20 protein-coding genes are annotated in these 26,615 nt (G+C 66.8%); 17 read left to right on the top strand and 3 right to left on the bottom strand.

Translation table 11 applies throughout. The features are described from left to right. Window position 1: 1 nt before the first annotated feature. From DAD99_RS02405 to DAD99_RS02365, 9 genes are all read left to right on the top strand, one after another. Window positions 2–1,720: an FHA domain-containing protein gene (locus tag DAD99_RS02405; RefSeq protein ID WP_193340191.1), complete on the top strand. Its 1,719-nt coding sequence runs from the start codon at window positions 2–4 to the stop codon at window positions 1,718–1,720. Further along, window positions 1,717–3,462, top strand: a complete 1,746-nt coding sequence (locus DAD99_RS02400) for a serine/threonine-protein kinase (protein ID WP_193340190.1) — start codon at window positions 1,717–1,719, stop codon at window positions 3,460–3,462. Before DAD99_RS02405 ends, DAD99_RS02400 begins: the two co-directional genes overlap by 4 nt. Window positions 3,463–3,523: 61 nt before the next feature. Continuing rightward, window positions 3,524–4,228, top strand: a complete 705-nt coding sequence (locus DAD99_RS02395) for a hypothetical protein (protein WP_104061062.1) — start codon at window positions 3,524–3,526, stop codon at window positions 4,226–4,228. Beyond that, a complete protein-coding gene (locus DAD99_RS02390) occupies window positions 4,225–8,670 on the top strand; it encodes an FtsK/SpoIIIE domain-containing protein (RefSeq protein ID WP_193340189.1) in 4,446 nt (1,481 codons plus the stop codon). Before DAD99_RS02395 ends, DAD99_RS02390 begins: the two co-directional genes overlap by 4 nt. Before the next feature lie 122 nt (window positions 8,671–8,792). Further along, window positions 8,793–9,359: a hypothetical protein gene (locus tag DAD99_RS02385; RefSeq protein WP_193340188.1), complete on the top strand. Its 567-nt coding sequence runs from the start codon at window positions 8,793–8,795 to the stop codon at window positions 9,357–9,359. A gap of 105 nt (window positions 9,360–9,464) precedes the next feature. Beyond that, window positions 9,465–11,795, top strand: a complete 2,331-nt coding sequence (gene ligA / locus DAD99_RS02380; protein ID WP_309233183.1) for an NAD-dependent DNA ligase LigA — start codon at window positions 9,465–9,467, stop codon at window positions 11,793–11,795. Further along, entirely contained in the window at window positions 11,792–12,610 is an 819-nt protein-coding gene (locus DAD99_RS02375) for an inositol monophosphatase family protein (RefSeq protein ID WP_193340186.1), read from the top strand. The genes ligA and DAD99_RS02375 overlap by 4 nt, the downstream gene beginning before the upstream one ends. Before the next feature lie 26 nt (window positions 12,611–12,636). Beyond that, on the top strand, window positions 12,637–13,149 hold the full coding sequence (locus DAD99_RS02370; protein WP_193340185.1) for a GNAT family N-acetyltransferase: 513 nt from the start codon (window positions 12,637–12,639) through the stop codon (window positions 13,147–13,149). A gap of 38 nt (window positions 13,150–13,187) precedes the next feature. Further along, on the top strand, window positions 13,188–13,571 hold the full coding sequence (locus DAD99_RS02365) for a RidA family protein (protein ID WP_193340184.1): 384 nt from the start codon (window positions 13,188–13,190) through the stop codon (window positions 13,569–13,571). Window positions 13,572–13,610: 39 nt separating this feature from the next. Here DAD99_RS02365 and DAD99_RS02360 read toward each other — a convergent pair whose 3' ends face one another. Next, window positions 13,611–14,273 (bottom strand): response regulator, encoded by a 663-nt coding sequence (locus tag DAD99_RS02360; protein ID WP_193340328.1) that lies wholly within the window; start codon window positions 14,271–14,273, stop codon window positions 13,611–13,613. Next, window positions 14,266–16,005: an ATP-binding protein gene (locus tag DAD99_RS02355; RefSeq protein WP_193340183.1), complete on the bottom strand. Its 1,740-nt coding sequence runs from the start codon at window positions 16,003–16,005 to the stop codon at window positions 14,266–14,268. The genes DAD99_RS02360 and DAD99_RS02355 overlap by 8 nt, the downstream gene beginning before the upstream one ends. Window positions 16,006–16,230: 225 nt before the next feature. Here DAD99_RS02355 and DAD99_RS02350 point away from each other — a divergent pair, with 225 nt between their 5' ends. The 5 genes from DAD99_RS02350 to DAD99_RS02330 all read left to right on the top strand — a co-directional run bounded on the left by DAD99_RS02350 (window position 16,231) and on the right by DAD99_RS02330 (window position 22,057). After that, the gene (locus tag DAD99_RS02350) at window positions 16,231–17,703 is read left to right on the top strand and encodes a CitMHS family transporter (RefSeq protein ID WP_193340182.1); all 1,473 of its coding nucleotides are present in this window, start codon (window positions 16,231–16,233) and stop codon (window positions 17,701–17,703) included. A 145-nt stretch (window positions 17,704–17,848) separates the two neighbouring features. After that, the gene (gatC, locus tag DAD99_RS02345; protein WP_141940678.1) at window positions 17,849–18,145 is read left to right on the top strand and encodes an Asp-tRNA(Asn)/Glu-tRNA(Gln) amidotransferase subunit GatC; all 297 of its coding nucleotides are present in this window, start codon (window positions 17,849–17,851) and stop codon (window positions 18,143–18,145) included. Window positions 18,146–18,147: 2 nt separating this feature from the next. After that, window positions 18,148–19,707: an Asp-tRNA(Asn)/Glu-tRNA(Gln) amidotransferase subunit GatA gene (gene gatA / locus DAD99_RS02340; RefSeq protein ID WP_185263033.1), complete on the top strand. Its 1,560-nt coding sequence runs from the start codon at window positions 18,148–18,150 to the stop codon at window positions 19,705–19,707. Beyond that, a complete protein-coding gene (gene gatB, locus DAD99_RS02335) occupies window positions 19,707–21,215 on the top strand; it encodes an Asp-tRNA(Asn)/Glu-tRNA(Gln) amidotransferase subunit GatB (protein ID WP_193340181.1) in 1,509 nt (502 codons plus the stop codon). The genes gatA and gatB overlap by 1 nt, the downstream gene beginning before the upstream one ends. 215 nt (window positions 21,216–21,430) lie before the next feature. After that, window positions 21,431–22,057 (top strand): hypothetical protein, encoded by a 627-nt coding sequence (locus DAD99_RS02330; RefSeq protein WP_193340180.1) that lies wholly within the window; start codon window positions 21,431–21,433, stop codon window positions 22,055–22,057. 37 nt (window positions 22,058–22,094) lie between these two features. On the opposite strand, the gene DAD99_RS02325 is transcribed toward DAD99_RS02330, so the two are convergent. Then, a complete protein-coding gene (locus DAD99_RS02325) occupies window positions 22,095–23,030 on the bottom strand; it encodes a LysR family transcriptional regulator (protein WP_193340179.1) in 936 nt (311 codons plus the stop codon). 135 nt (window positions 23,031–23,165) lie between these two features. On the opposite strand from DAD99_RS02325, the gene tdh reads away from it, so the two are divergent. From tdh to DAD99_RS02310, 3 genes are all read left to right on the top strand, one after another. Further along, window positions 23,166–24,212 carry an L-threonine 3-dehydrogenase gene (tdh, locus tag DAD99_RS02320; RefSeq protein ID WP_193340178.1) on the top strand — a complete coding sequence of 349 codons (1,047 nt, stop codon included), beginning with the start codon at window positions 23,166–23,168 and terminating at the stop codon, window positions 24,210–24,212. A gap of 8 nt (window positions 24,213–24,220) precedes the next feature. Beyond that, on the top strand, window positions 24,221–25,417 hold the full coding sequence (locus DAD99_RS02315) for a glycine C-acetyltransferase (RefSeq protein WP_193340177.1): 1,197 nt from the start codon (window positions 24,221–24,223) through the stop codon (window positions 25,415–25,417). 79 nt (window positions 25,418–25,496) lie between these two features. Further along, window positions 25,497–26,615, top strand: coding sequence for an FAD-binding oxidoreductase (locus DAD99_RS02310; RefSeq protein WP_193340176.1), 1,119 nt, complete (start codon window positions 25,497–25,499; stop codon window positions 26,613–26,615).

Below are 26,615 nucleotides of genomic sequence, written 5' to 3'. Positions count from 1 at the left end.
CATGGCAACCGCAACATATAGTGCGGGCACGTGGCTGGGCGTTGTCCGGGCCAACACAGTTGTCCTCCTGGGGCCCGGGACCCCGCCCGCCCTGGTCCAGTCCCTGTGGGAGCTGCTGGAGCACGCCCCGGAAGTCCACGAAGTACTCCACGCCGTCACCAGCAGTTTCGGCGTTTCGCTGGCGCAGATACCGTCGTTCGGGATAGTGGATTCCGGCGACGCGCTCCGGGTCTTCCTCCGCGGCGGCCTGGACCTGACCGTGCAGTTGCCCGGCGGCTCCCTGGACCTGAACGGGCGGGACGTCACCACCTGGACGGAGCGCCGCCTGGACACCCCCGAGTGGTACCGCATCACTGTAGCCGGGGACGGCCAGCCCGGGGACGTGTTGCCGCTCAGCGAAGGAGTGGTCCTGCTGGAGTCGCTGACAGTGTCGCTCACCGGCAGTCCGGTGGATGAGGCCGTGGCCCCGTCCGGCCTGCCCGCTGAGGACGGGGCACCCACCCTCGCCGGCGCCCTCGCCGGCGCCGTCGTCGTTGGAGCGGATGCTGACCCTGGGTCTGAACCAGCGCCCGTACATGGCCGGGAGGTCTCGGCCGAAACCGTGATGGGGCTCATGGACGATGACGCCAACTTTGCTGCCGAAGCGCCGGAGCCCGGGCCGGACCAGGAGCCCGCTCCGGAGACCCCCGCCCATCCTGATCAGGTCCCGGCCCACGAAATGACCGGCAGCTATGACCACCTCTGGGAACGGACTGTTGTCCGCCGCATCGAGGACGCGGCGGTCCGGGACGAGCCCGAGGAAGATCACGGTGCCCCTGCGGCACCAGCCGACGCGGTGGTGGCACCGGTCGATGCGGCAGAAGCGAATGCACCAGGGCAGTTGGAGGCAGCGGCCAGCCTGGCCCCTGCACAGCCGGCCAGCGAACCGGCAGGTCCACCCGTCACGCCGGCAGCAGCCGCGCCGCCTGCAGCCGCAGCCGCCGCCCGGATGATCGGCGGGCTCATCGACTCGGTCCCGTGGCGGACCGGCGGGAGCACACCTGCGGCCCAGGCACCGCCGCCGTCCAAGCTGCCGGAGTTGAATCTGCCGCCGTCGAATCTGTCCCCTTCGAATCCGCCCACGGCGGACGTGCCGGCAGAAGTCCACGCGGCAGACCCGGCTGCCCTGGACGGGGACCACGACGGCCACACGATCATGAAGAGCGACCTCGCCGGAATGGCCGCGCATCCGGCCCCCGTTCCCGGGCCGGATTCCGCCGCCGGCCCGCTGGTGCTGGCCCGGGTCTGCGACCAGGGACACGCCAACCCGCCCACCCATGCGCGGTGCGCTGCCTGCGGTTCGCCGTTGCCCGCCGATGCCGTCCAGGTGGCCCGGCCACGACTGGGCCGGATGCGGGTCTCGACGGGTGCACTGGTGGAACTTGACCAGTCGCTGGTCATTGGGCGGCAGCCGTCCGTTTCCCGGGTCCACGGTGGTGTTATGCCGAGGCTGGTCCAGGTGGCCAGCCCCAGCGGAGACATCTCGCGCTCCCACGTGGAAGTGCGGCTGGAGGGCTGGCACGTGATGCTCTGCGATCTTAAGGCCACAAACGGCACGGTCCTGGTCCGCGAGGGCCAGCAGCCCCGCCGCCTGGCCCAGAACGAGATGGCCATCGTGCTCGACGGCGACATCGCCGAATTGGGTGACGACATCTCATTGCGTTTTGAGGAGATTCCTTGAGCTCCAAACGGCCGGTTGCGCCGCCGCCCCCCATCCCGGGGTTTACGTACATCAGCCTGCTCGGCTCCGGCGGGTTCTCAGACGTCTACCTCTACGAACAGGATCGGCCGCGCCGGAAAGTGGCCGTCAAGGTCCTTCTGTCGGACCTGAAGACCGAAGGTGCCCGGCGCAGGTTTGAGTCCGAGGCCAACCTGATGGCCCAGCTCTCCTCGCACCCGTACATCGTGACCATCTTCGAGGCGGAGGTCACCGAGGCAGGCCACTCCTACCTGGCCATGGAGTACTGCTCGAGGCCCAGCCTGGACGTCCGGTACCGCCGTCAGCGCTTCAGCGTTGATGAGGTCCTGGCCGTCGGCATCCAGGTGGCCTCCGCCGTCGAGACCGCACACCGGGCCGGCATCGCCCACCGGGACATCAAGCCCGCGAACATCCTCGTGACCGACTACAACCGGCCGGCCCTGACGGACTTCGGGATCTCGGGCACACTGGGCGGTGAGGCCGACGACGACGACGCCGGGATGTCCATTCCGTGGTCCCCGCCGGAACAGTTCGCGGACGGCCCCGTGGACGGCGTAATGGTGGATGTCTGGGCACTGGGCGCCACGCTGTACACACTGCTGGCCGGCAGGTCGCCGTTCGTGATGCCCGGTACTGATAACTCCCAGCGCGAACTGATCTCGCGGATCACCAGCGCGGCATTGCCGCGCCTGGGCCGGGCCGACGTTCCACAGTCACTGGAGCGGGCACTGTCCACGGCAATGGCCAAGTCCGCGGCGTCCCGGTACTCCTCAGCCCACGCGTTTGCCCTCGCCCTGCAGCGGATCCAGGCCGAACTGAACCTTTCGGTCACGCCCTTCGAGGTATTCGAAGAGCCGCAACTGGAAGAAAACCACCCCGATGACGGCTTCGAGGAAACCCGCGTCCGGAGCATCGCGGCCATCGATCCGGAGCGGACCGGCAGCGCCCCTACTTTCCCGGCACGTACCCGGCCGCAGGTTCCGGCCAACCTCTTTGCCGGCCAACTGGCCGGCCAACAGGAGGGCCAGCGGGTGGGCGGCAGCCCGGACGATAGCAGCCCCGCGGGCGAGTGGGCCCAGGCCACGATGCTCCGAGGCAGTGCACCGGCGGCCGAATACGGGTCCGTGCCGGACGCAACTGTCCAGCGCGCAAGGCTCCTTCCTGCACAGTCCGGACAGCAGGCCGGCCTGCCGGCCGCGCCCGGCCACCGGGCGGCGGGGGCCGAGCCCGAGATCGACGCGACGATCAGCCGTCCCGCCCCAGTCGCCGAAACCGCCCCCGAGGCGGCGCCCGACCACGGCAAGCGCAACGTGTGGCTCGCCGCGGCGGGCGGAACGCTGCTGGTCCTCGCCATCGTTGTCGGAATCGTGCTGGCGTCCTCAGCTCCGGCACCGAAGGTCGAAGAGCCCGGCCAAGTCAGCAAACCCCCGGCGGATGCCCTCGACAATGGGACAGTTCCCGACGTCGCGGACCTGGCGGGGACCGTGGACGCTACCGGCAAGGCGACGTTCAGGTGGACTAATCCGCAGCCGAAGTCGGGCGACGCCTATAAGTGGCGGGTCTACGCGTTGGGCAACAACGGCGAGTACCAGTCCGCTGCCGAGCCAACCGCCCAGGTTGCGTTGAATCCGACGGAACCCACCTGTATCCAGGTGATGATCGTCAGGAGCGACGGCGCGTTCTCGCCTTTGGAAGAAGACTCGATCGCCTGCATCCGCAAGTGACGGCAGAGCAGACCGGAAGCGGTAGTGAACGCGGGCACTGCCCAACGAGGAGGCACGGAAAATGGGGGATCTAGCAATAGATTTCTGTGGTGAATGGTACGAACCGTCCGATGAGGAAATCTTCAACATCGGCCGGGAAGGCGATCTTGAAGTGGACGACAACCCGTACCTTCACCGTCAGTTCCTGCAGGTGGCCCGCTACGACGGGATCTGGTGGCTGAGCAATGTGGGCGGGATGCTTTCCGCCACGGTTGCCGACGGTTCCGGCGGGATGCAGGCCTGGCTGTCGCCGGGTGCGCGGATCCCGCTGGTGTTCAGCCACACAAACGTCATTTTCACCGCCGGTCCCACCACATATGAGTTCGCCGTCCACCTCAAGACGCCGTCGTTCCGCCAGGAATCACGGGAGGACGACAGCAACGGCGACACCACAATCGGCCCCGTGGTCTTCACTGACTCCCAGCGGGCCCTCATTGTGGCTCTCGCCGAACCCATGCTCCGGCGGGAAGGGACCGGGTTCAGCGCCATCCCGTCCTCGGCTGCAGCGGCAAAGACCCTGGGCTGGGCACTCACCCGGTTCAACCGGAAGCTGGATAATGTCTGCGACAAACTTGACCGCGTGGGCGTGGTGGGCCTGCGCGGCGGCGGCGGGAAACTGGCCACCAACCGGCGCGCGAGGCTCGTCGAGCACGCCGTCACGTCCCACCTGGTCACGCCCGACGATTTGTACTTACTGGAAAAGATGAGGGGCGTGGACGAAGGATGAGGATCCGGCTGACACTCCGCCGGGACCCGGCGGAAACCAAGGACCTGGCCGTGACCGTCGACGGCCTGGCCACGGTGGCGGATGTCGCCACTCAGCTTTGGGTCGCGGACCCCGACCGCAAGGGATCGCCGGCACCGGAGAACCTTTCGCTTCGCATCGACGAGGCATTTGTGGGCGGCGGCATGCGCGGCAGCGTCCTGACCCGCGCGGACAACCTCCTGGAATCGGGCCTGCGCCCGGGCTCCGTGGTGTCCCTGACCGAGGTCAGCGAACTTTTCAACGCCCCCGGCGCCCACCGCGGACCCGCTGCAGCCACCTTGCGGATCCTTTCCGGGCCCGACGTCGGCCAGGAGTTTTCGCTGCCTTCCGGCACCAGCTACATCGGCCGGGACCGGGACGTGGACATCCGGCTCACGGACCCGCTGACTTCCAAACGCCACGCGCGCATCACCGTGGGCGAGAGCGTGGAGATCGTGGACACGAACTCCGCCAACGGCCTGCTGATGGACGGCCTGCCGGTCACCCGGGCCACCCTGAACTCATCCGACACGGTGACGCTGGGGGAGACCACCGTCACGGTGGTGCCGCTGGGCCGCAACCAGGCGGCAGCACCGACGTCGCCCCTTGTTGATTTCAACCGCTCCCCGCGGGTGGTTCCCCGCTTCGAGGCGCCCAAGCGCGTGCCGCCTGCCGGACCCAAACGTCCGGACCACCAGCCGTTCCCGTACATCATGCTGATGGCGCCGCTGCTCATGGGCGGCATCATGTTCGCGGTCACGCGGAACATCCTGTCGGTGGTGTTCATGATGATGATGCCGCTGTTCATTGTGGGTCATTATGTTGACCACAAGATGCAGACCAGGCGCCAACAGAAGGAGCAGCTCAAACAGTTCCGGGAGTCCATGGCTGCGTTCCGCCAGGACATCACCGAATTGCAGCACGTCGAACGCGCAGTCCGCCTGCAGGAAGCGCCTTCCGTCAGTGACACCGTGGATTCCATCTACAAACTCGGTCCGCTGCTGTGGACCCACCGTCCCGAGCACACCGGTTTCCTGGGCCTGCGGTTCGGGCTCGGCACCGGTACATCGCGCATCCTGTTCGAGGAACCCAACAGCAACGACACCGAAGCTGAGTTCATGCGCGAGATCCAGGACTGCCTGAAGCAGTTCAGGGACATCGAGGGTGTCCCCGTGGTCTCCCAGCTGCGCGACGCCGGGTCCTTCGGCGTGGCCGGGGCCCGGGGCCTGGTGGACGACGTTGCCCGCGGCATGGTCCTGCAGTTTGTGGGGCTGCATTCGCCCGCGGAGGCCGTGGTGACAGCCATTACGTCGGCGCAGTCCCGGCAGCGCTGGGACTGGCTGCAGTGGCTGCCCCACGTGGGCTCCGGCCACAGCCCCCTCAACGGCGACCACCTCGCTGCCGGTTCAGCCAGCGGCTCCTCCCTCGTGGCCAGGCTCGAGGACCTGCTCGACGCACGCGAAGCCATGGCCAAGCGCTCCACCCCCGAACACCGCGGATCTGTGGACCCGGCCAAGGACGAAATCCCGGCGCCGGTGCTGCCGGCGGTCCTGGTCATCGTCGAGGACGACGCTCCGGTGGACAGGGGCAGGCTGACCCGCCTGGCCGAGCGAGGGCCGGATTCCGGCGTCCACGTCATGTGGGTGGCCACCGACATCCAGGCGCTCCCTGCCGCCTGCCGGGACTTTATGGTGGTGGACGGAGAAAACGGCACCACCACGGGGCAGGTGCGGCTGGGACGGCACACGTACCCCGTGAGCTGCGAAAGCCTCGACGCCGAAGTGGCCGCCCAGCTGGCCCGGATGCTGGCGCCCGTGGTGGACGTTGGCAAGCCTGTCAGCGACGACTCCGACCTGCCCCGTGCGGTGTCCTACGCCACCCTGATCGGCAAGGACTTCCTGGACAACCCGCAGGCCGTGGCGGAGCGCTGGGTCGAGAACAATTCAGTCCATGCCTCCGCGGTTCCCAACCGGAAGGACAATGGGACCCTCCGGGCGCTGGTGGGTTCCAAGGGGATAGAGCCGCTTTACCTGGACCTGAAGAACGAGGGCCCGCACGCGCTGGTCGGCGGCACCACCGGCGCCGGCAAATCAGAGTTCCTGCAGTCCTGGGTCATGGGCATGGCTGCCGCGTACAGCCCGGACCGCGTGAGCTTCCTGTTTGTGGACTACAAGGGCGGGGCGGCGTTCGCCGATTGCCTCAGCCTGCCCCATACCGTGGGCCTGGTCACCGACCTGTCCCAGCACCTGGTCCGCCGTGCCCTGACCTCCCTCCGTGCCGAGCTGCACTATCGCGAGCACCTGCTGAACCGGAAGAAGGCCAAGGACCTGCTCGGGCTCCAGCGCGAAGCCGACCCGGAAGCACCGCCCTACCTCATTATCGTTGTGGACGAATTTGCGGCGCTGGCCACCGAGGTCCCCGAATTTGTGGACGGCGTAGTGGATGTTGCTGCCCGTGGCCGGTCCCTGGGCCTGCACCTGATCCTGGCCACGCAGCGTCCCGCCGGCGTCATCAAGGACAGCCTGCGCGCCAACACCAACCTCCGGGTGGCCCTGCGCATGGCGGATGAGGATGACGCCACCGACATCCTCGGCGTGCCTGATGCGGCATACTTCGACCCGTCCATCCCGGGCCGCGGCGCCGCCAAGACCGGGCCCGGCCGCATCCAGGGGTTCCAGACCGGCTATGCCGGCGGCTGGACCACGGAGAAGCCCCAGCGTCCGCAGATCGACGTCGTGGAAATGGCCTTCGGGTCAGGGCCCAGCTGGGAGGCTCCTGCGCCGGAAAAACCCGTCAAGGAAGCCCCGGCCGGCCCCAACGACATCGCCAGGATGACCACCAACATCGTCCGGGCAGCGGAATCGCTGGCCATCAGGCCGCCGCGCAAACCGTGGCTGGACGAGCTGGCCAAGACGTACGACTTCTCCAAGCTCCCGAACCCCCGGACGGACGAACGGCTGCTGCTGGGCGTGGCCGATGATCCTGCCCGCCAGGAACAGCCCACTGTGTTCTACGAGCCGGACCAGGACGGCAACATGGCCGTCTACGGCACGGGCGGCTCCGGAAAGTCCGCTGCCCTGCGCGGCATTGCGATTGCCGCCGCCGTCACGCCCCGGGGCGGGCCCGTGCACATCTACGGGATAGATTGCGGTTCCTCCGGACTGAAGATGCTCGAAGAGTTGCCGCACGTCGGCGAGATCATCAACGGTGACGACGTCGAACGCGTGGGCCGGCTGCTTCGCCTGCTCCGGGACATCGCCGACGAGAGGTCCGCCCGGTTCGCCGAGGTCAGGGCCTCCACCATCGTGGAATACCGGACCCTGGCCAACCGCCCGGACGAGAAGCGGATCTTCGTGCTGCTGGATGGCATCTCGGCGTTCCGTGAGACGTACGAATTCAGCCGTCTGTCCGCGCTCTGGGATATCTTCCTGCAGCTGGCCACCGACGGCCGTCCCTTGGGGATCCACCTGGTCGTCACCGGTGACCGGCCCAACGCTGTACCGGCGACGTTGCTGGCCTCCATCCAGCGCCGGCTGGTGCTGCGGCTGACGTCCGAGGACGACTACATGTCCATGGACGTCGCCAAGGACGTCCTCACCAGCTCCTCACCGCCCGGGCGCGGCATACTTGGCGGCTACGAGGTCCAGCTGGCCGTCCTGGGCGGTAACTCCAACCTGGCGCTTCAGGCCCGCGAAGTCCACAAGCTCAGCCAGGCGATGCTGCGCCAGGGGCTGGAATCGGCACCCAAAATCCAGCGGCTTCCCGAACTGGTGGACTTGGATGTGCTGCCTGCCGGCAGCGCGGACCTGCCCGTCATCGGTGTCGACGACGAAACCCTGCAGCCGGCCGGGATCATGGCCCAGGGACCGCTGCTGCTGGCCGGACCGCCAGGCGCCGGCAGGACGGTGGCGCTGGTGACCCTGGCGTACGCGCTGCGCCGCTCCAATCCGGACACAGAGCTGGTGTACATCGGCTCGCGCCGGTCCGCGGTGGCGTCGCTGCCGCTCTGGAACCGTTCGGTGGTGGGTGCCGATGACCTGGCCGAGATCGTCGAGGACCTCACAGAGCACTCTTCCGGGAACCCCGGGAAGCTGGCGATCTTCATCGAGGGCCTGACCGAGTTCACGGATACCGTGGCGGAATCAGGCGTGTCGCAGCTCGTGTCGGCGTCCATCAAAGCCGATCAGTGGGTCATCGGGGAATCGGAAACGTCAACCTGGTCCTCGGCCTGGTCACTGGCCCAGCCTTTCAAATCCGGACGCCGGGGCCTGCTCATCAACCCGGGCGACATCGAAGGGGACAGTCTCCTCAACACGTCACTGGGGCGCGTCAGCCCGGAATTCATACCTGGCCGCGGCTACATCGTGGGACGTGGCAAGGCGCGGAAACTGCAGATCGCCCTGCCGCCGGAAAACAGGGGCTGAGCCGTTGCTTGCCACGGGCCCGCAAATCCAATGGATTTGCGGGCCCGTGGGCGTTGTAGGAGACTACCGGAAACACTGTTCGCTGCGGCAAGGGGGTGCCGCGCGCTGTCGAAAAGGTGACCATGATCCGATCTTCATCCGTGCTCCGCGACGCGTCCGCTGCTGCGGCCGTTGCGGTGCTGGCGCTCCTGGTTGGCCTTTCTGCGGCGGCCCCGGCGCAGGCCGACAACGGTGAAAATGGCAAAATGCCCTGTTTGGTGCTGTGTGGCCCGGCCGACGACCCGACGCCGCCCAGTCCGGGCAAACCAACGGAGACGCCCTCGCCGCCGGCCCCAGTGATCGAGCCCCCGGCACCGCCGCCCGCGCCCGTGGTGCCCGCCCCGGAACCGGTTCCCACCCTCTCCCCGGAACCGAGCGTTTCGCCGGCTGAGGAATCGACGTCGGCCGCGCCCAGCACCACCATCGCCAGCCCGCCGTCGTCGTCCGCAGGCCCGTCCACGGAATCGAACTGGAACAAGCCCATCACCAAATCGGTCAAGCCCACGCAGGCCGCCGCTGTTTCCCGGAACGACGGCTCCGGCCTCTTCGGCGGCCCCGGATTGCTGGCCATTATGGCGGGCGTGCTGCTGGTGGGAGTCTCAGGCCTGGCCTTCGCTTTGTGGAGCAGGAACCGCCTCGCCTCGCACTGACCTGGTCCCGCACGCCACCCGCTTCCGTGGCGAATGGTCAGGCACGCACACCCCGGCGCATGGGCGTTTGGGCGCATTGTCGGGGCTGTAGGGCAAGATAGGTCTGTGAGCACAGCACCGGTCCCCGCAGAGGAAACAGCAAACAGTACTGAGGAACTTCCCGAACCGGACGCCGTCCCCGCCGGGTCAGTGCGCGAAGAATACGAAAACCTGACGGACCTGGTCAGGAAGTACCGGTTTGCGTACTACCAGGAGGACGAACCCCTGGTCTCGGACGCTGAATTCGACGAACTGTTCCGGCACCTGGAGGAGATCGAGGCACTGCATCCGGAGCTGGTAGCCAATGATTCGCCCACGCAGGAGGTTGGCGGGGAAGTCTCAGCCGCGTTCGCCGCCGTAGAACACCTGCAGCGGATGTACAGCCTCGAGGACGTCTTTTCCCTGGAGGAGCTGGAAGCGTGGATCACCAAGGCTGAGGCCGGCGTCAGCAAGCTGGGGGACACCGCCCAGCTGGCGTGGCTCACGGAACTGAAGATTGACGGCCTCGCGGTCAACCTGTTGTACCGCGACGGGAAACTGGTCAGGGCCGCCACGAGGGGTGACGGAACCACTGGTGAAGACATCACCCACAACGTCCTGACGATCAAGGAAATCCCGACGGAACTGACGGGCACCGGATTTCCCGCAGTGGTGGAAATCCGGGGCGAGGTCTTTATCCCCTCGAAGGCTTTTGCGGAATTCAATGAGGCACTGATCGAAGCCGGCAAGGCGCCGCTGGCCAACCCCAGGAATGCTGCGGCCGGTTCGATCAGGCAGAAGGATCCTGCGGAAACCGCCAAGCGTCCGTTGCGGATGTTTGTCCACGGTATTGGTGCGCGCGAAGGGCTCGAAACCCTGAGCCAGTCCCAGACCTACGCCGTGCTGGAACAGTGGGGCCTTCCCGTCAGTCCGTATTTCGAGGTTCTCGGTGGCCTGCCGGAGGTCCTGGCCTTCATCAAGCGCTATGGCGAGCAACGGCATACCCTGATGCACGAAATCGACGGCATTGTGGTCAAAGTCGACGATCTCGCCACGCAACGTGCCCTCGGCTACACATCACGCGTTCCCCGCTGGGCCGTCGCCTACAAGTACCCGCCGGAGGAAGTCCACACCAAACTTCTGGACATTGCAGTCAACGTTGGACGCACTGGACGCGTCACCCCGTTCGGCATCATGACGCCCGTCAAGGTGGCCGGGTCCACTGTGGAGATGGCCACGCTTCACAACCAGGACGTCGTCAAGGCCAAGGGTGTGAAGATCGGCGACATCGTTGTCCTGCGGAAGGCCGGGGATGTCATTCCGGAAATTGTGGGGCCGGTGCTCGCCCTGCGCGACCAGCAGAAACCGCCCGTGCGGGACTTCGTGATGCCCACCGCATGCCCGGCCTGTGGCACGCCGCTGGCACCGGCCAAGGAAGGTGACGTGGACATCCGCTGCCCCAACGCCCGCTCCTGCCCGGCGCAGCTTCGGGAGCGCGTCTTCCACCTGGCCGGGCGCGGCGGCTTCGATATCGAGGCCCTGGGCTGGGAGGCAGCCATCGCGCTGACCTCCGGACCGGGTGCGGATCCGGCCACCAACGGCGGAAGGGTGGAACCGGCCGGCGACGGCATCCTGACCAGTGAGTCCGCTCTGTTTGAACTGGCTGCGGATTCCGGACTGGACGAGCTGCGGAACAAACTGGCAGATGTGAAGGTCTGGCGCGAGAAGCGCACCAAGGGCGTGGGCACGGGTACGTGGGACCTGGTCCCGTACTTCTGGTCTCGAGCCACCGCCAAAACACCGTCCAAGCCCACGGCAACCACGAACAAGCTCTTCGACGAACTGACCAAAGCAAAGGCCCAGCCACTGTGGCGGGTGTTGGTTGCCCTGTCCATCCGGCACGTTGGTCCGCGCGCCTCAAGGGCCCTGGCCACGGCGTTCGGCACCATGGACGGCATCCGGAAGGCCTCCGAGGAAGACCTGGCCCACGTGGACGGCGTTGGCCCAACCATTGCGGCCGCACTGAAGGAGTGGTTCGCCGAGGACTGGCACGTGGAAATCGTTGACCGCTGGGCCGCGGCCGGGGTCCGCATGCAGGACGAGCGCGACCAATCCATGCCGCGGACCCTGGAAGGGTTGACCCTTGTGGTTACCGGCTCCCTGCCGAACTTCAGCCGGGACGAGGCGAAGGAAGCGATCCTCATCCGCGGAGGCAAAGCCGCGGGCTCGGTCTCGAAAAACACCAGTTATGTGGTGGCCGGCGAAAGCGCAGGCACCAAACTGGACAAAGCCGAACAGCTCGGAATTCCCGTGCTGGACGAGGACGGCTTCCGGGAACTCCTTGCGAACGGTCCGGCGCCTGCCGGGGGAGCCACGCCCACACCGACATCCACAGAATCAGAAGAGGCAGCCGAATGAACCAGCAGGACCGCACCACCGAACTGCTTGCGGTGGCCCGGCAAGCAGCCGCCGCCGGCGCCGCCGTGCTGGCTTCCCGCAATGGCGAAACGCTGGATGTCAGCAACAAAGGCGACGCCGGCGACTGGGTTACGGCCTTTGATGTCGCCGCTGAGAATGCGGTTCGGGATGCCATCACGGCCGCCCGCCCACAGGACACCATCACGGGCGAGGAACATGGGACCACCCGCCCCGCTGCCCCCACCGGCTATCGCTGGTCCATCGACCCGCTGGACGGTACCACCAACTTCATCCGGAACATCGTCTACTACGCCACTTCCGTGGCAGTGGCGGATTCCGACGGCGTCTGGCTGGCCGGCGTCGTCAACGCCCCGGCGCTGGGCCGCGTCTACTACGCTGCCCGCGGCCAGGGTGCGTGGCTGGAAGAGAGCGGCCGGGTGACCCGGCTCCAGGGCCCGGTGCCGGACCGTGCCGGGCAGATCCTCGCCACCGGCTTCAGTTACGACCCCGCCATACGCTCCGAACAGGCTGCACTGCTGGGTAGCCTGATGGACGGATTCGCAGACGTCCGGCGGCTGGGCTCCGCAGCGCTGGACCTCTGCATGGTGGCTGACGGGACCCACGACGCCTACGGAGAACGCGGGCTCAACGAACATGACTTCTCCGCCGGTGCGCTGATTGCCGAGGAAGCCGGCTGCTGGGTCCGGCGTCCCCGGCTGGCCAGTCCGCTGGACGGCGGACCCGCGGACGAGGACAGGCTTGCCGCCTGGACCTGCGCCGGGACCTTGGCCTTGTCCGGCAAGTTTCCGCTGTGACGCTGTTGCGCCACTAGCATTGTCAGGTGCAATCGCAAATAACCATCCGACCGGCCGTTGAGGCAGACTTCCAGGCCATCGCCAGGATCACCGTGGACTCGTACCTGGCAGCGGGGTATTTCGACAGCGCGGACCATCCCTATATGCAACAGATCCAGGACGTTGCCGCCCGTGCGGCGAAGGCCACCATCTGGGTTGCCGAGCGTGACCGGCAGGTCCTGGGATCCGTGACTCTCGCGCTGGCAGGTGAACCGTTCGCGGACATCGCCCTGCCGGATGAGCTGGAGTTCCGGATGCTGGTGGTGGATCCCACGGTCCAGCGCAGCGGCGCAGGCAAGGCCATGGTGGAAGCCATCATTGAGCATGCCAAATCGCTGGAGGGGATCACCGGCGTGGCTCTCACCACCGGCGGGACCTGGGAGAGTGCCCATGGCCTCTACCGGAAGACAGGCTTCAAACGTGTCCCCGAGCGTGACTGGCTGATTCCGGGCACCGACATAAAGCTGCTGGTTTACCGGCTTGATGTCCAGTCAACCTAAAGTGGTGCCGACTCATTTTCGGCACTGAAAGGCCCACCATGCGCAAAACATTCGGCACCGGCTCCGTCTGGGAGCAGACCCTCGGCTACTCCCGCGCCGTCCAGGTGGACAACACGCTGTACATCTCCGCCACGGCCGCCAGCGGCGAGGACGGAATTGTGGGCGAGGACTTCTACACGCAGACCCAGTACATCCTGCAGAAGCTCGGCGTGGTCCTGGCCGATGCCGGTTTCAGCTTCGACGACGTGGTCCAGTCCAAGCTGTACCTGACGGACATCGGCAAGTGGGAAGAAGCCGGCCGCGCCCATGGCGAGGTCTTCGGCGAGATCCGCCCCACCCTCGCCCTGGTGCACGTCCTGCCGTTCCTTGACCCGAAGATGCTCGTCGAGATCGAGCTCGTGGCGCAGAAGAGCGCCAACTAGGAAGCCTCCCGCAGTCCGTTCGCGCTCAAGGGGGCGCCGCTACTGGGCCGGGAGGCTGTAGCGGTGCTCCGGGCGTCCGGTGGTCCCGTAACGCAGTTGGATGTCGACGGCGCCGTCGTCGGCCAGCGAGGACAGGTACCTTTGTGCCGTGGCCCGGGAAACCCCTACGCGGGTGGCCACTTCCACCGCCGAATACTGCTCGCCGGCCACCAGCGATTCCAGCACCGCGGCCTCGGTGGCCGAGCGGGGCTTGGCCGTTGGCGCCACGTCCCCGGGGATCAGTGCCCGCTTGGCCCGCTCCACGGAGCCCTGGTCCAGAGGCCCGGGCTGGCCCAGCAGCCTGCGGTACCGGGCATACGAACGCAGCTGCTGCGACAGCGACTCGGCAGTAAAGGGCTTCAACAGGTAGCCAAGGGCGCCGCGGCGGAACGCTTTCCGCAGCGACTCGGTGTCCGACGCGGCACTGAGGATCATGGTGTCCACGTCGAGCTGCTGCAGCAGGTCGAGCCCTGAGGCGTCCGGCAGGTAAACATCCAGCAGCACCAGGTCCGGGCGGAGACTGTGGACCGCCTGCAGGGCCAGGGACGCCGACCCCACCGGCGCCAGCGCAAGGAAACCCGCCACCGAATCCACATACGCGGCATGCAGCTTGGCCACGTGGAAATCGTCATCCACAATCAGCACCCTGAAATCCTCAGGCATCATTGTCCTCTTCCCCAGCCAAATCCTTGGTCCCCGAAGGTGTCCCGGCCGTTGTGCGTGGCAGGGAAGCCATAAACACGGCCCCGGGTCCGCCCGTTGTCCCCGGCTCCAGCAGGCGGACGTCCCCGCCGCGGCGCCGCGCCAGCTTCCGGGCGAGGGCCAGGCCCAGCCCCTGCCCGCTGCTGGTCCCGGCGGCGGCAGCCGCCGAAGCCACCGATACAGGGCCGGCTGCGGTCGTAAAACCTTCTGCAAAGACCACTTCCGGATCCGTCCCGGCCGCGAGCCCGTCACCGGAATCGGCGACGACGATGTGCAGCGTCCCGCCGTCGTCGTGCGGTTCATCCAGCACCTCCAGCTCCACCCAGCGTTCCGGGGAGGAACCGGCGACGGCGGCGTTTACGGCGTTGTCTATCAGGTTGCCCAGCACCGTGGTCACGTCCTGCGGCTCGGTGACCTGGCCGCGGACCAGGGTTTCGGGCCCGATCCGCAGCGTAATACCGCGCTCATCAGCCTCCACCCCCTTGGCACCCACAAAGGCCTGCAAGTACGGGTCCTGCAACAGTTCCGCCTGGTCCACCGGAAACTTCAGCGGCCCCTTCGCGACCAGCCCGGCCAGGTAATCGCGGACCTGCTGGTGCTGCCCGATGCTCATCAGGCCGGCGATGGTATGCAGCTGGTTGGCGAATTCGTGGCGCTGCGCGCGCAGGGCCGTGGACATGGTTCCCACGGCGTCGAGCTGCCGGGTGAGCTGCTGGAGTTCGGTGCGGTCCCGGAGCATCACCACCCAGCCCAGGTCCTCGCTTCGATGCAGGGCCTTGCGCGCGCTGGCCACCAGGACACTGCCTCCGGCTACCAGCGCAATGGCGTCCGCCTCCGCCGCGTCCGGCCGGGTCAGCGCCTTGAGCTGCCAGGGCACCGGAGCGTCGGCCCACGGCGTCCCGGAAAGGTCCGGCTGCTCGAGAAGGCGCTGCGCGGCCGCGTTGAACACGCTGATCCTGCCGTCGGACGAAACGCCGATGACGCCGTCGTCCACGCCCTGCAGAACGGCCACCTGGTCGTGGACCAGCGTACTGATTTCCTCAGGCTCGAGGCCCACTGTCAGGCGCTGGAGCCGGCGCCGCAGCAGGAACGAAGCCAGCACTCCCGTGAGCAGCGCTCCGCCAGCGGTGAGGAAGATCGGGACGATGTCGCGGGCCAGGCTTTGGCCCAGCGATTCCATTGAGTAGCCAACGCTGACAATTCCCACCACGGTTGTGGAGGACTCTGGTGCATAGATGGGCACCTTGGCACCTGCTGACGGGCCGAGGGTCCCGGTGTTCCGCGTGGTCTCTTCCTGGCCGGCAAGCGCCACCGAGGGATCAGTGCTCACGTGCTCGCCGAGGAGGGCAGGGTCCGGATGGGCCAGGCGAAGGCCGGTTTCGTCGGTGATCGCCACAAAGAAGGCGCCAGTGCGGAGGCGGGCTGCCTCTGCGGCGGCCTGCACGGGCCCGGCGTCCAGCACGGGAGCCGGCGGCGTGCCCTCTTCTTTGCTGATGGCCTCGACGGCGGAGCGTATGCCCGGATTTGAGGCCACAGTCCGGGCGAGGGTCAAAGCCTGGTTCTCGGCCTCGTTGCCGATCCGCCCGGACACCAGCCAGGCGTGGACGGCGCCGCTGAGCAGCACCACGAGCAGCACAACGCCCAGCTGCAGGAGCAGCGTCTGGGTGGAGAAGCGCATGGCGGGCCGTGGCATCCGGGCTCCTTCCGCCGTCGTACGCGCCGGTATGTGCAGGGGCAGCCCGGGCGCTGGAAATCAAAGTGCTTCTGCCATCCTAGGCTGTGAGCACAATGCGCAAAATGCTACGAATAAGCAGTATGCCAATCAATTGGGCCAAAGGCACTGCCGTGACGTCCACCACCCTAATGTCTGTAGCACACGTCACACTGCGGTGGCGTTGTTCACATGAAGGAGCCGGCCGTGCTGGTATTACTTGGATTCGTAATGATCGCGGTATTCATGGTGCTGATCATGACGAAGAAGCTGACGCCAGTACTGGCGCTGATCATCGTCCCCACCGTTTTTGGCCTGTTCGCAGGTGCCGGACTGGGTATCGGGGACATGGTCCTGGAGTCCATGAAGTCCATGACGTCCACGGCGGCGCTCCTGATGTTCGCCATTATCTACTTCGGCCTGATGATCGACGTCGGACTGTTCGACCCGCTCGTGAAGTTCATCCTCCGCAAGCTCGGCAATGACCCCGCCAAGGTAGTGCTCGGCACCGCGATCCTCGCGGCCGCGGTCTCCCTGGACGGCGACGGCTCCACCACCTTCATCCTCACTACGGCCGCCATGCTCCCGGTCTACCTTCGCCTCAAGATGAGCCCCGTAGTCCTCACCTGCGTGGCCGGCCTGGCCAACGGCACCATGAACATCCTGCCGTGGGGCGGCCCCACCGCCCGTGCTGCCACCGCGCTGCACCTGGACGTCAACGACGTTTTTGTCCCCATGATCCCGTCCCTTATCGCCGGCCTCGTTGTGGTCTTCGGCTTCGCCTGGCTGCTGGGCCTGCAGGAACGCAACCGACTCCGCGCCACCGCACCGGAAATCTGGGGAACTCCGGATACGGCCGAGCCGTTCACCGCGGAAAAGTTCGACGGCGGCGCTTCCGGCGGCGGTTCGGGCACCGGCCGTGGACGCAAGGGAGCCGGCCCCGCCGGAGCAGCCCCCGCCGTCGTCGGTTCAGTGTCTGTCCTGGACCGCACCGAAACGCTGGTGGATGAACGGGATTCCGCCATGGCGGACACCGCCCTGGACCCGAACCGCAAGACGCTGCGTCCCAGGCTCTTCTGGTTCAACTTTGGACTGACTGTCGCGGTCATGGTGGTGCTCGTGGCCAACATCGTGCCGCTGCCGTTTGTCTTCATGGTGGGCTCCGCCATTGCACTGCTGGTGAACTTCCCCAAGGTCAAGGAACAGGGCGAGCAGCTGATCGCCCACGCACCGTCCATCGTGGCCGTGGTCAGCATGGTCATGGCCGCGGCCGTCCTCACCGGCGTCCTGAAGGGCACCGGCATGGTCGAGGCCATGTCCGCGTGGCTTGTCCAGATCATCCCCACGAGCATGGGCCCGTTCATGGCCGTCATCACCGGCGTCCTCAGCATCCCCATGACGTTCTTCATGAGCAACGACGCCTTCTACTTCGGCGTCCTGCCCGTGCTCAGTGAGACCGCCGCGCACTACGGAATCAGCGCTGCGGACATGGCGCGTGCCTCCATCACCGGGCAGCCGTTCCACCTGCAGAGCCCGCTGGTTCCGGCCATTCTCCTGCTGGTCTCGCTGGCCAAGGTGGACCTCGGAGACCACCACAAAAAGGTCCTGTGGCGCACCGCAGTGGTTTCCCTCGTCATGCTGGGCGTGGGGATGCTGACGGGAGCCATCGGGATCGGTTAGTCTGTAGCTGCCTGTGGCTGGCCCTTGTGGCCGGGACCACGGCACCGATGTGCCCGTCTGACGCCCGCTGGGGGTCGTCAGACGGGCACTGACGTTTCCCCACTAGACTGGTTCGGAAAACAATCCGAACCTGCAGGGGAGATCCATGGCTGCGATCAACCGTGACGACGTGGCGCACCTCGCGCGGCTCGCTCACATCGAGATGAGTGCTGAAGAGCTGGACAGGATGGCCGGCGAACTCGCCGTCATCGTTGATTCAGTGAAGTCCGTGAGTGAAGCCGCCGGTGACGACGTCCCGGCAACTTCCCACCCCATCCCGCTGACCAACGTGTTCCGCGAGGACGTTGTGGGCCACACCTTCACCGCGGAGCAGGCACTCTCGGGAGCTCCGGATTCCGATGAGAACCGTTTCAAGGTCCCGGCAATCCTGGATGAGGCATAACCATGACTGACACCAACGAACTCATCCGCCTCTCCGCCGCGCAGCTGGCCGCCAAGCTGGCCGCCCGCGAGGTCACCTCCGTCGAGGTCACCCAGGCGTACCTGGACCGCATTGCTGCCGTGGACGGTGGCGAACGCGGCGTGAACGCTTTCCTGCACGTCAACACCGAGGAAGCGCTCGCCGTCGCCGCAGAGGTGGACGCCATCCGTGCCGCAGGAGGTGCCGCGGCCGGGGAACTCCACGAACTCGCCGGCGTGCCGATCGCGGTCAAGGACCTCATTGTCACCATCGGCCAGCCCACCACGGCGGGCTCCAAGATCCTCGAGGGCTGGCACAGCCCCTACGACGCCACGGTAGTCAAGCGCCTCCGTGCCGCCAAAATGCCCATCCTGGGCAAAACCAACCTGGACGAATTCGCCATGGGCTCCTCCACCGAGCACTCCGCATACGGCCCCACCCGCAACCCGTGGGACCTGGACCGGATCCCCGGCGGGTCCGGCGGCGGTTCGGCCGCGGCCGTTGCCGCTTTCGAAGCCCCGCTGGCCCTCGGCACGGACACCGGCGGGTCCATCCGCCAGCCCGGCGCCGTCACCGGCACCGTGGGAGTCAAGCCCACCTACGGCGGCGTCTCCCGCTACGGTGCCATCGCCATGGCTTCCTCGCTGGACCAGATCGGCCCGGTTTCCCGCACCGTCCTGGACTCGGCGCTGCTGCACCAGGTCATCGGCGGTCATGATCCCTTTGACTCCACGTCCCTGCCCGACCCCCTGGCAGACCTCGTCGCCGCAGCCCGCGTGGGCAACGTCGAAGGCATGCGGATCGGCATCATCAAGGAACTTCACGGCGAGGGCTACCAGGCCGGCGTCGAGAACCGCTTCAACGAATCCCTGGAGCTGCTGAAGCAGGCCGGTGCGGAAATCGTTGAGGTGTCCTGCCCTAACTTCCAGTACGCCCTCGGTGCCTACTACCTGATCATGCCGTCGGAGGCCTCCTCCAACCTGGCGAAGTTCGACGGCGTCCGGTACGGACTGCGCGTCCTGCCCGAGGACGGACCCATGACGATTGAACGTGTTATGGGTGCCACCCGCGCCGCAGGGTTTGGCGACGAGGTCAAACGCCGCATCATCCTTGGCACTTACGCCCTGAGCGCCGGCTACTACGACGCCTACTACGGTTCGGCCCAGAAGGTGCGCACCCTGGTCCAGCGTGACTTCGAGGCCGCGTTCGCGCAGGCCGACGTCCTGATCTCGCCCACGGCGCCCACCACGGCGTTCAAGCTCGGCGAGAAACTGAATGACCCGCTGGCGATGTACCTCAACGACGTCGCCACCATCCCCGCCAACCTGGCGGGTGTTCCCGGGCTGACCCTGCCCGGTGGCCTGGCTGACGAGGACGGCCTTCCGGTCGGCATCCAGCTGCTGGCTCCGGCCCGCGAGGATGCCCGGCTCTACCGCGTGGGTGCAGTCCTGGAATCCCTGCTTGAGGCACAGTGGGGCGGACCGCTCCTGGACCGTGCACCGGCGTTGGTTGAGACCCTTGTTGAAGCCAAGGAGGCAAAATAATGAGCACTGACGCAACCCTGAGCTTCGAAGAGGCCATGGAGAAATATGATCCCGTCCTGGGGTTCGAGGTCCACGTGGAACTCAATACCAGGACCAAGATGTTCTCCTCGGCACCGAACGTCTTCGGCGACGAGCCGAACACCAATGTCAACGAGGTGGACCTGGGCATGCCCGGTGTGCTGCCGGTGGTCAACAGGATCGCGATCGAGTCCTCGATCAAGATCGGCCTTGCCTTGAACTGCAAAATCGCCGAATCCTGCACGTTCGCCCGGAAGCAGTACTTCTACCCGGACACTCCCAAAAACTTCCAGACGTCACAGTACGAGGACCCGATCGCGTACGACGGCTACCTGGACATCGAACTCGCGGACGGGACCATCTTCCGCGTGGAGATCGAGCGCGCCCACATGGAAGAGGACGCCGGCAAGCTGACCCACATGGGCGGGTCCGCCGGCCGTATCCAGGGTGCGGACTTCTCGCTGGTGGATTACAACCGCTCCGGCGTTCCGCTGGTGGAGATTGTCACCAAGCCCATCGAGGGCGCCGGTGCCCGTGCCCCGGAGCTGGCCAAGGCCTACGTGGCGGCCGTCCGGGAGATCGTCAAGAACCTGGGCGTCTCGGACGCGAAGATGGAACGCGGCAACGTGCGCTGCGACGCGAACGTTTCGCTGCGCCCGCACGGCCGCGAACGCTTCGGCATCCGCTCTGAAACGAAGAACGTCAACTCGCTGCGCGCCGTCGAACACGCCGTCCGCTACGAGATCCAGCGGCACGCAGCTGTCCTGGATGCCGGCAACCCGGTCATCCAGGAAACGCGCCACTGGCACGAGGACACCCGCACCACCACCTCGGGCCGTCCCAAGTCGGACGCCGATGACTACCGCTACTTCCCGGAGCCTGACCTGGTTCCGATCGTTGCGTCCCGGGAATGGGTCGAGGAGCTCCGCGCCACCCTGCCCGAGCCGCCGGCGGCCCGCCGCAAGCGCCTGCAGGCCGACTGGGGCTACTCGGACCTGGAATTCCGCGACGTCGTCAACGCCGGCGTGATGGATGAGATCGAGGAAACCATCGCCGCCGGAGCCGCTGCCTCCGTGGCCCGCAAGTGGTGGATGGGCGAGATCGTTGGCCGTGCCAAGAACGCCGACGTCGATCCCGGCCAGCTGGGCGTGCAGCCCGCCACCATCGTGGAGCTGAATCGGATGGTCGAGGACGGCAAGATCAACAACAAGATGGCCACCGAGGTCCTGGACGGCGTGCTCGCCGGCGAAGGCACCCCGGCGGAGATTGTCGTGAAGCGCGGCCTCGCCGTCGTTTCCGACGACGGACCCCTGCTCGAAGCCATCGACGCCGCACTCGCCGCGCAGCCCGACGTCGCCGACAAGATCCGGGCCGGCAAACTCCAGGCGATCGGCGCGATCGTTGGCGGCGTAATGAAGGCCACCCGCGGGCAGGCCGACGCCGGCCGTGTCAAGGAGCTGATCCTGGCCAAGCTCGGCGTTGAAGGCTAGCCGAGGGCCGAGTCGCAGGCTAAGCCGCCTGATTTAACCCAACTGGGTCGCAGCTAATACTGTTGTGAGTACTCATGACGACATCTACTGCGACCCAATTGGGCTATAAGTACTCGCTTCCCGCCCGCAAAGTACGCGTGTTCAGTGTGGCTTACCGGTTCTAGACTGAAGATCCAGGGCACCGGAGCCCTGCCGGTGCTATGGGAGGAATGGCCATGTCGGTCCAAGAACCGTTGAGATTCCGCAAGGTCCTGCTGGCCGGCGTAGTAGCGCTGGCGCTGACCGGCACCGGTGTCGCCATCGCCTGGTCGGCCACAGACTCGCCGTCCCCGTCACCGTCCGCTTCCGCGCCGGGGAAGGCGGACAAGGCTCCGGGCCAGGAGAAGCCGGCCAAGGCCCAGCGCCCGCAGCACCTGCACAGTGAAAGTGTGGTGAAGAAGGCGGACGGAACCTTCGAAACCGTGCTGACCCAGCAGGGCACCGTGGAGGCCGTCAGCGAAACCTCGGTCACCGTCAAGAGTGAGGACGGCTTCACCCAGACCTACGCCGTCAACGCGGAGACCAGAATCATCAAGCTCCCTGCCCCGGCCGCGGACGGTTCGCCGGCAACGGGCGACGACGGCAAGCGGCTGAAGCGGTCAGAGGTCACCATCGCGGAAATCGCCACGGGCGGGTCCGTCAGGGTCTCCGGCGTAAAGAGTGGCGACAACGCCACGGCGCGTCAGATCGTGGAGGGCGCCGGCACCGGCCCGGGCAACGGCCTTGGGAAAGGCATAGGCAAGGGACACGGCAACGGGCTGGGCAAGGGACTCGGCCACGCCAAGCGGCTTGCCCCCAGGTAGTTGGCAGTCAACGTCGTCAAAACGCGGAGTGAGGACGTTAACTGCCACCCTGGTGGGCCTGGCCGCCCTGTTCCACCAGTCCCGTCATGATCGCCTGCAGCGCCCCGCACACAATCATCACCGAGCGGCGCTTCAGGTTCTCCGGGCGGGCCAGGATGTCGATCCGCCGCCGGGTGCTGATGCCCTCAAGCGGGCGCAGCACAATGCCCGGGTTGAGCACGGGCTGCGCCGTATGCCGTGGCAGCAGGCCCAGCACACCGCCCGCCGCGACCAGGGCGGCCACGGTGGAGTAGTCGTTAATCCGGTGGACGATGTTCAGTTCCCTGCTGGAGACGGCCGCGACGGCGGACAACACGTCCGCGGGGGAGTAGCCGGTGTGGCTGGTCACCCATGGTTCGCCCACGACGTCGGCCGCGGTGACGGTGTCCCGGTCCGCCAGGGGATGCCCGGCCGGCAAAGCGACATCCAGCGGTTCATGTGCCAGTGGGATCACCGCCACACGCTCCTGGGGCCAGCGCGGGCTGTGGTCCATCCGGTGCGCCAGCACCAGGTCGTATCGCGCCGTCAGTGCCGGGAAATCCTGCTGCGCGACGTCCTCGTCGGAAAGCTGGACCCGCGGCTGGCCGGGCGCGTCCAGCATGCGTGCAAGCGGCGCGAACAGCGCCTGGCCCGCACTGTGGAAACCGCTGATGGTCACGGGCCCAACGGGCGAGCCGTGATAGGCGCCGATCGCGGTCCGGGCGTCCGCCATGGCACTGACGACGGCGGCACCTGCGTCGGCGAGAACTTGGCCGGCCTCCGTCAGCACCAGGTTGCGGCCCTCTTTCCGGGTCAGCGGAACGTCAATGTTGCGCTGCAGCAGGGCCAGTTGCTGGGACACGGCAGACGGCGTGACCATCAGCGTCTCCGCCACCGCCTTCACGCTGCCCAGAGCGCCCAGTTCGCGGAGGATTTCCAGCTGATGAATTTCCATCCGTCCAGTCTATGCATAAGCGAATGCTTCATCGTCGATTGAGAGAAATATGCTTGTGCTAATGCTTTGAAATGGCTCTAATAAAGGGAGACCACACCCGCAGGCCGCGGGTCGCTGCCAACAGTCAGGAAGCCAATGAAGGCACTCTACAAGTCCGGTGCACACGCCGGGTTCGAGCTGGTTGACCGCCCCGAGCCCGAGGCCGGCCCCAGCGACGTCAAGATCCGGGTCATGACCACCGGGATCTGCGGCACGGACCTGCACATCCAGTCCTGGGATGCCTGGGCACAAAGCATGATCGAGGCGCCACTCATTGCCGGCCATGAGTTTTACGGTGAAGTCGTGGAAATCGGCGACGGCGTCCGCGACGTCAAGGTAGGAGATCGGGTTTCCGGCGAAGGCCACGTGGTCTGCGGGATCTGCCGGAACTGCCGCGCGGGGCGCCGCCAGATGTGCATCCACACCCTTAGTGTCGGCGTGCAGCGGGATGGCGCCTTCGCCGAGTTCGTGGTTATCCCCGAGACCAACGTCTGGGTCCACCATGATCCCTCCATCACGCCGGAACTGGGCGCCATTTTCGATCCGTTCGGCAATGCCGTACACACCGCCCTCAGTTTCCCGTTGGTGGGCGAGGACGTGCTGATCACCGGGGCCGGTCCAATTGGCCTGATGGCCATCGCGGTGGCCCGCCACGCCGGCGCACGCAAGATCGCCATCACCGATGTCTCCAAGCCCCGGCTCGACCTGGCACGCCGGCTCGGCGTGGACCTGGCCATCGACGTCTCCAGCACGCGCGTCAAGGATGCCCAGCGTGAACTCGGCATGCGGGAGGGCTTCGACATCGGGATGGAAATGTCCGGCCACCCCACCGCCCTGCCTGAGATGATCAACAACATGAACCACGGCGGCCGCATTGCCATGCTCGGCCTGCCCAGCCAGGACATCACCATCGACTGGGGCAAAGTAGTCACGCACATGCTGACCCTGAAGGGCATCTACGGCCGGGAAATGTATGAGACCTGGTACGCCATGAGCGCCATGCTTTCTTCCAACCCCGTGCTGCACGCCGGCATCTCAGCGGTGGTGACGGACAAGCTTCCCGCCGCAGAGTGGGAAAAGGGCTTCGAGACCGCCCGCGCCGGCGTCGGCGGAAAAGTTGTCCTCGACTGGACCGAACTCTAAGGAGCACTATGTACACCGCCATCAAGGACCAGCTGCAGGCTGAACTGGACGACATCCGCACCGCCGGGCTTTTCAAAACCGAACGCAGCATCAACTCCCCGCAGTCCAGCCACGTCACGGCCGGACAGATCGGCCAGCCGGGCGCCACCGTCCTGAACTTCTGCGCCAACAACTACCTGGGCCTCGCGGACCACCCGGACATCATCACCGCTGCCAAAGAGGCCATGGACTCACGGGGCTTCGGCATGGCCAGCGTCCGCTTCATCTGCGGTACCCAGGACCTGCACCTGGAACTGGAAGCCAGGGTCTCCAGGTTCCTCGGCACCGAGGACACCATCCTGTTCTCCAGCTGCTTCGATGCCAACGGCGGCGTCTTCGAATCCCTCTTCGGCCCCGAGGACGCCATCATCTCCGACGCCCTCAACCACGCCTCCATCATCGACGGCATCCGGCTCTGCAAGGCCCAGCGGTTCCGCTACGCCAACCAGGACATGGCGGACCTCGAGTCCAAGCTCGTTGAAGCGAAGAATGCACGCCGCAAGATCATCGTCACTGATGGGGTGTTCTCCATGGACGGCTACCTGGCACCGCTGGAAGCCATCTGCGACCTCGCCGAGAAACACGACGCCCTGGTGATGGTGGACGATTCCCACGCGGTCGGATTTATGGGTGCCACCGGCGCCGGAACCCCCGAGCACGCCGGCGTGTCCCAGCGCGTGGACATCTACACCGGAACGTTCGGCAAAGCCCTGGGCGGCGCGTCCGGCGGCTACGTGTCCGGCCGCAGTGAAGTGGTGGCCATGCTCCGCCAGAAAGCGCGCCCTTACCTGTTCTCCAACTCCCTGGCCCCCGCGATCGTCGCGGCGACCATCAAGGCCCTTGACCTGGTGGAGAACTCCGGTGACCTGCGGACCCGGCTGTTCGAGAATGCCCGGCTGTTCCGCCGCCGGATGACCGAGGAGGGCTTCGAGCTCCTCGACGGCGAACACGCGATTGTTCCCGTGATGTTCGGGGATGCCGTGCTGGCCGCCAAGGTGGCGGACCAGATGCTCCAGCACGGCGTTTTCGTCACGGCGTTCAGCTTCCCGGTTGTTCCGCGGGGCGCGGCCCGGATCCGTGTGCAGCTTTCAGCGTCGCACTCAGCGGACGACGTCGAAGCCTGCGTGGGTGCGTTCGTCGCCAGCCGTGCGGCGGTAGCAGGCTGACCCGGCCGGGTTTAGCCCAGCAGGGCTAACCCGGCGGGTGCCCGGCGCGGCCGCAGGGCAACTCTGCAAGGATGGAGCCATGGCAGCACACTACGACGTCCTGATTGTGGGCGGCGGCATCGCCGGCCTGTCCCTGGCCTCCGCGCTCGCCGGCAGCTGCAGCGTGGCGCTGGTGGAAGCGGAGCAGGAGCTGGCGTACCACACGTCCTCCCGCTCCGCCCGCCAGCTTATTCCGAGTTACGGCCCTGAGGTGGTCCAGGAACTCACGGTCCGGACCCTGCAGCTGATGGCGGCCCGGGACGCGCAACTGCCCGAACCTGTCCTGACACCGCGGAGTTTTATGCTCATCGGCACCGCGGAGTCCGTCCGCGCCGAGGCCAGCGGCCACATGAGTCCCATCACACATCACCGGGCACTGGAGCTTTGCCCTGCGCTGGTCCCCGGGAGTTTCTCCGCCGCAGGCCTGGACACCGGATCCTTCGGCTGCAACGCCCCGCTGCTGCTGGCCGACCACCGGCAGCGTGCAGAAGCCGCCGGCGCCGACATCATCACTGGGGCACGGGTGCATTCCGCCCAGCGGCTGGGCTCGGGCTGGGAGATCGGGGCCGGCCAGGAAGCCTTTGAGGCCGGTGTGCTGGTCAACGCGGCCGGCGCCTGGGCCGATGAAATCGCCGTGATCAGCGGTGTGGAGAAGCTCGGGCTGCAGCCGTACCGGCGCACTGCGGCGATTGTCGACGTCGAACATCCCCTGCCCGGGCACAGCCCCATGGTGGCGGCAGCGGACAACTCGTTCTATTTCCGCCGGGAGGGCACCGAGGTGCTGATCTCGCCGTCGGAAACGGTACCCAGCGGACCAGAGGACGCCCGGCCGCGGCCCGGTGATGTCGAACGGCTGATCGTGAAGCTGAACGAGCTGACCACGTTGGGAATCCGCGGAGTCCGGAGGGCATGGACGGGGCTCCGGACCGAGGCGGCCGACGGCGTCCCGGTAGCCGGGTTCGACGCCGAAGCCCCGGGGTTCTACTGGCTTGCCGGTCAGGGCGGATACGGCTTCCAGACCTCATCGGCCATGGCGGAGTTCGCCGCTGCACAGATCCTGGCCGGGCAGGGCACCGGTCACAGTACCGTTCCGGACCACCGTCCGGCATCCCGGACAGCGGAGGCGCTGGCGGCCACGCGCTGGTCCATCCGGCGCTGA

It is taken from the genome of Pseudarthrobacter sp. AB1 (genome assembly GCF_014926485.1).
GTDB lineage: Bacteria > Actinomycetota > Actinomycetes > Actinomycetales > Micrococcaceae > Arthrobacter.
The sequence above is the reverse complement of the archived record's forward strand: the minus strand, read 5'-3'. Positions and strand labels throughout refer to the sequence as shown.

Coding starts and splice junctions, on each gene's coding strand:
- DAD99_RS02405 (WP_193340191.1), top strand. CDS start 2: ATGGCAACCGCAACATATAGTGCGGGCACGTGGCTGGGCGTTGTCCGG.
- DAD99_RS02395 (WP_104061062.1), top strand. CDS start 3,524: ATGGGGGATCTAGCAATAGATTTCTGTGGTGAATGGTACGAACCGTCC.
- DAD99_RS02390 (WP_193340189.1), top strand. CDS start 4,225: ATGAGGATCCGGCTGACACTCCGCCGGGACCCGGCGGAAACCAAGGAC.
- DAD99_RS02385 (WP_193340188.1), top strand. CDS start 8,793: ATGATCCGATCTTCATCCGTGCTCCGCGACGCGTCCGCTGCTGCGGCC.
- DAD99_RS02375 (WP_193340186.1), top strand. CDS start 11,792: ATGAACCAGCAGGACCGCACCACCGAACTGCTTGCGGTGGCCCGGCAA.
- DAD99_RS02365 (WP_193340184.1), top strand. CDS start 13,188: ATGCGCAAAACATTCGGCACCGGCTCCGTCTGGGAGCAGACCCTCGGC.
- DAD99_RS02360 (WP_193340328.1), bottom strand. CDS start 14,273: ATGCCTGAGGATTTCAGGGTGCTGATTGTGGATGACGATTTCCACGTG.
- DAD99_RS02355 (WP_193340183.1), bottom strand. CDS start 16,005: ATGCCACGGCCCGCCATGCGCTTCTCCACCCAGACGCTGCTCCTGCAG.
- gatC (WP_141940678.1), top strand. CDS start 17,849: ATGGCTGCGATCAACCGTGACGACGTGGCGCACCTCGCGCGGCTCGCT.
- gatA (WP_185263033.1), top strand. CDS start 18,148: ATGACTGACACCAACGAACTCATCCGCCTCTCCGCCGCGCAGCTGGCC.
- gatB (WP_193340181.1), top strand. CDS start 19,707: ATGAGCACTGACGCAACCCTGAGCTTCGAAGAGGCCATGGAGAAATAT.
- DAD99_RS02330 (WP_193340180.1), top strand. CDS start 21,431: ATGTCGGTCCAAGAACCGTTGAGATTCCGCAAGGTCCTGCTGGCCGGC.
- DAD99_RS02325 (WP_193340179.1), bottom strand. CDS start 23,030: ATGGAAATTCATCAGCTGGAAATCCTCCGCGAACTGGGCGCTCTGGGC.
- tdh (WP_193340178.1), top strand. CDS start 23,166: ATGAAGGCACTCTACAAGTCCGGTGCACACGCCGGGTTCGAGCTGGTT.
- DAD99_RS02315 (WP_193340177.1), top strand. CDS start 24,221: ATGTACACCGCCATCAAGGACCAGCTGCAGGCTGAACTGGACGACATC.
- DAD99_RS02310 (WP_193340176.1), top strand. CDS start 25,497: ATGGCAGCACACTACGACGTCCTGATTGTGGGCGGCGGCATCGCCGGC.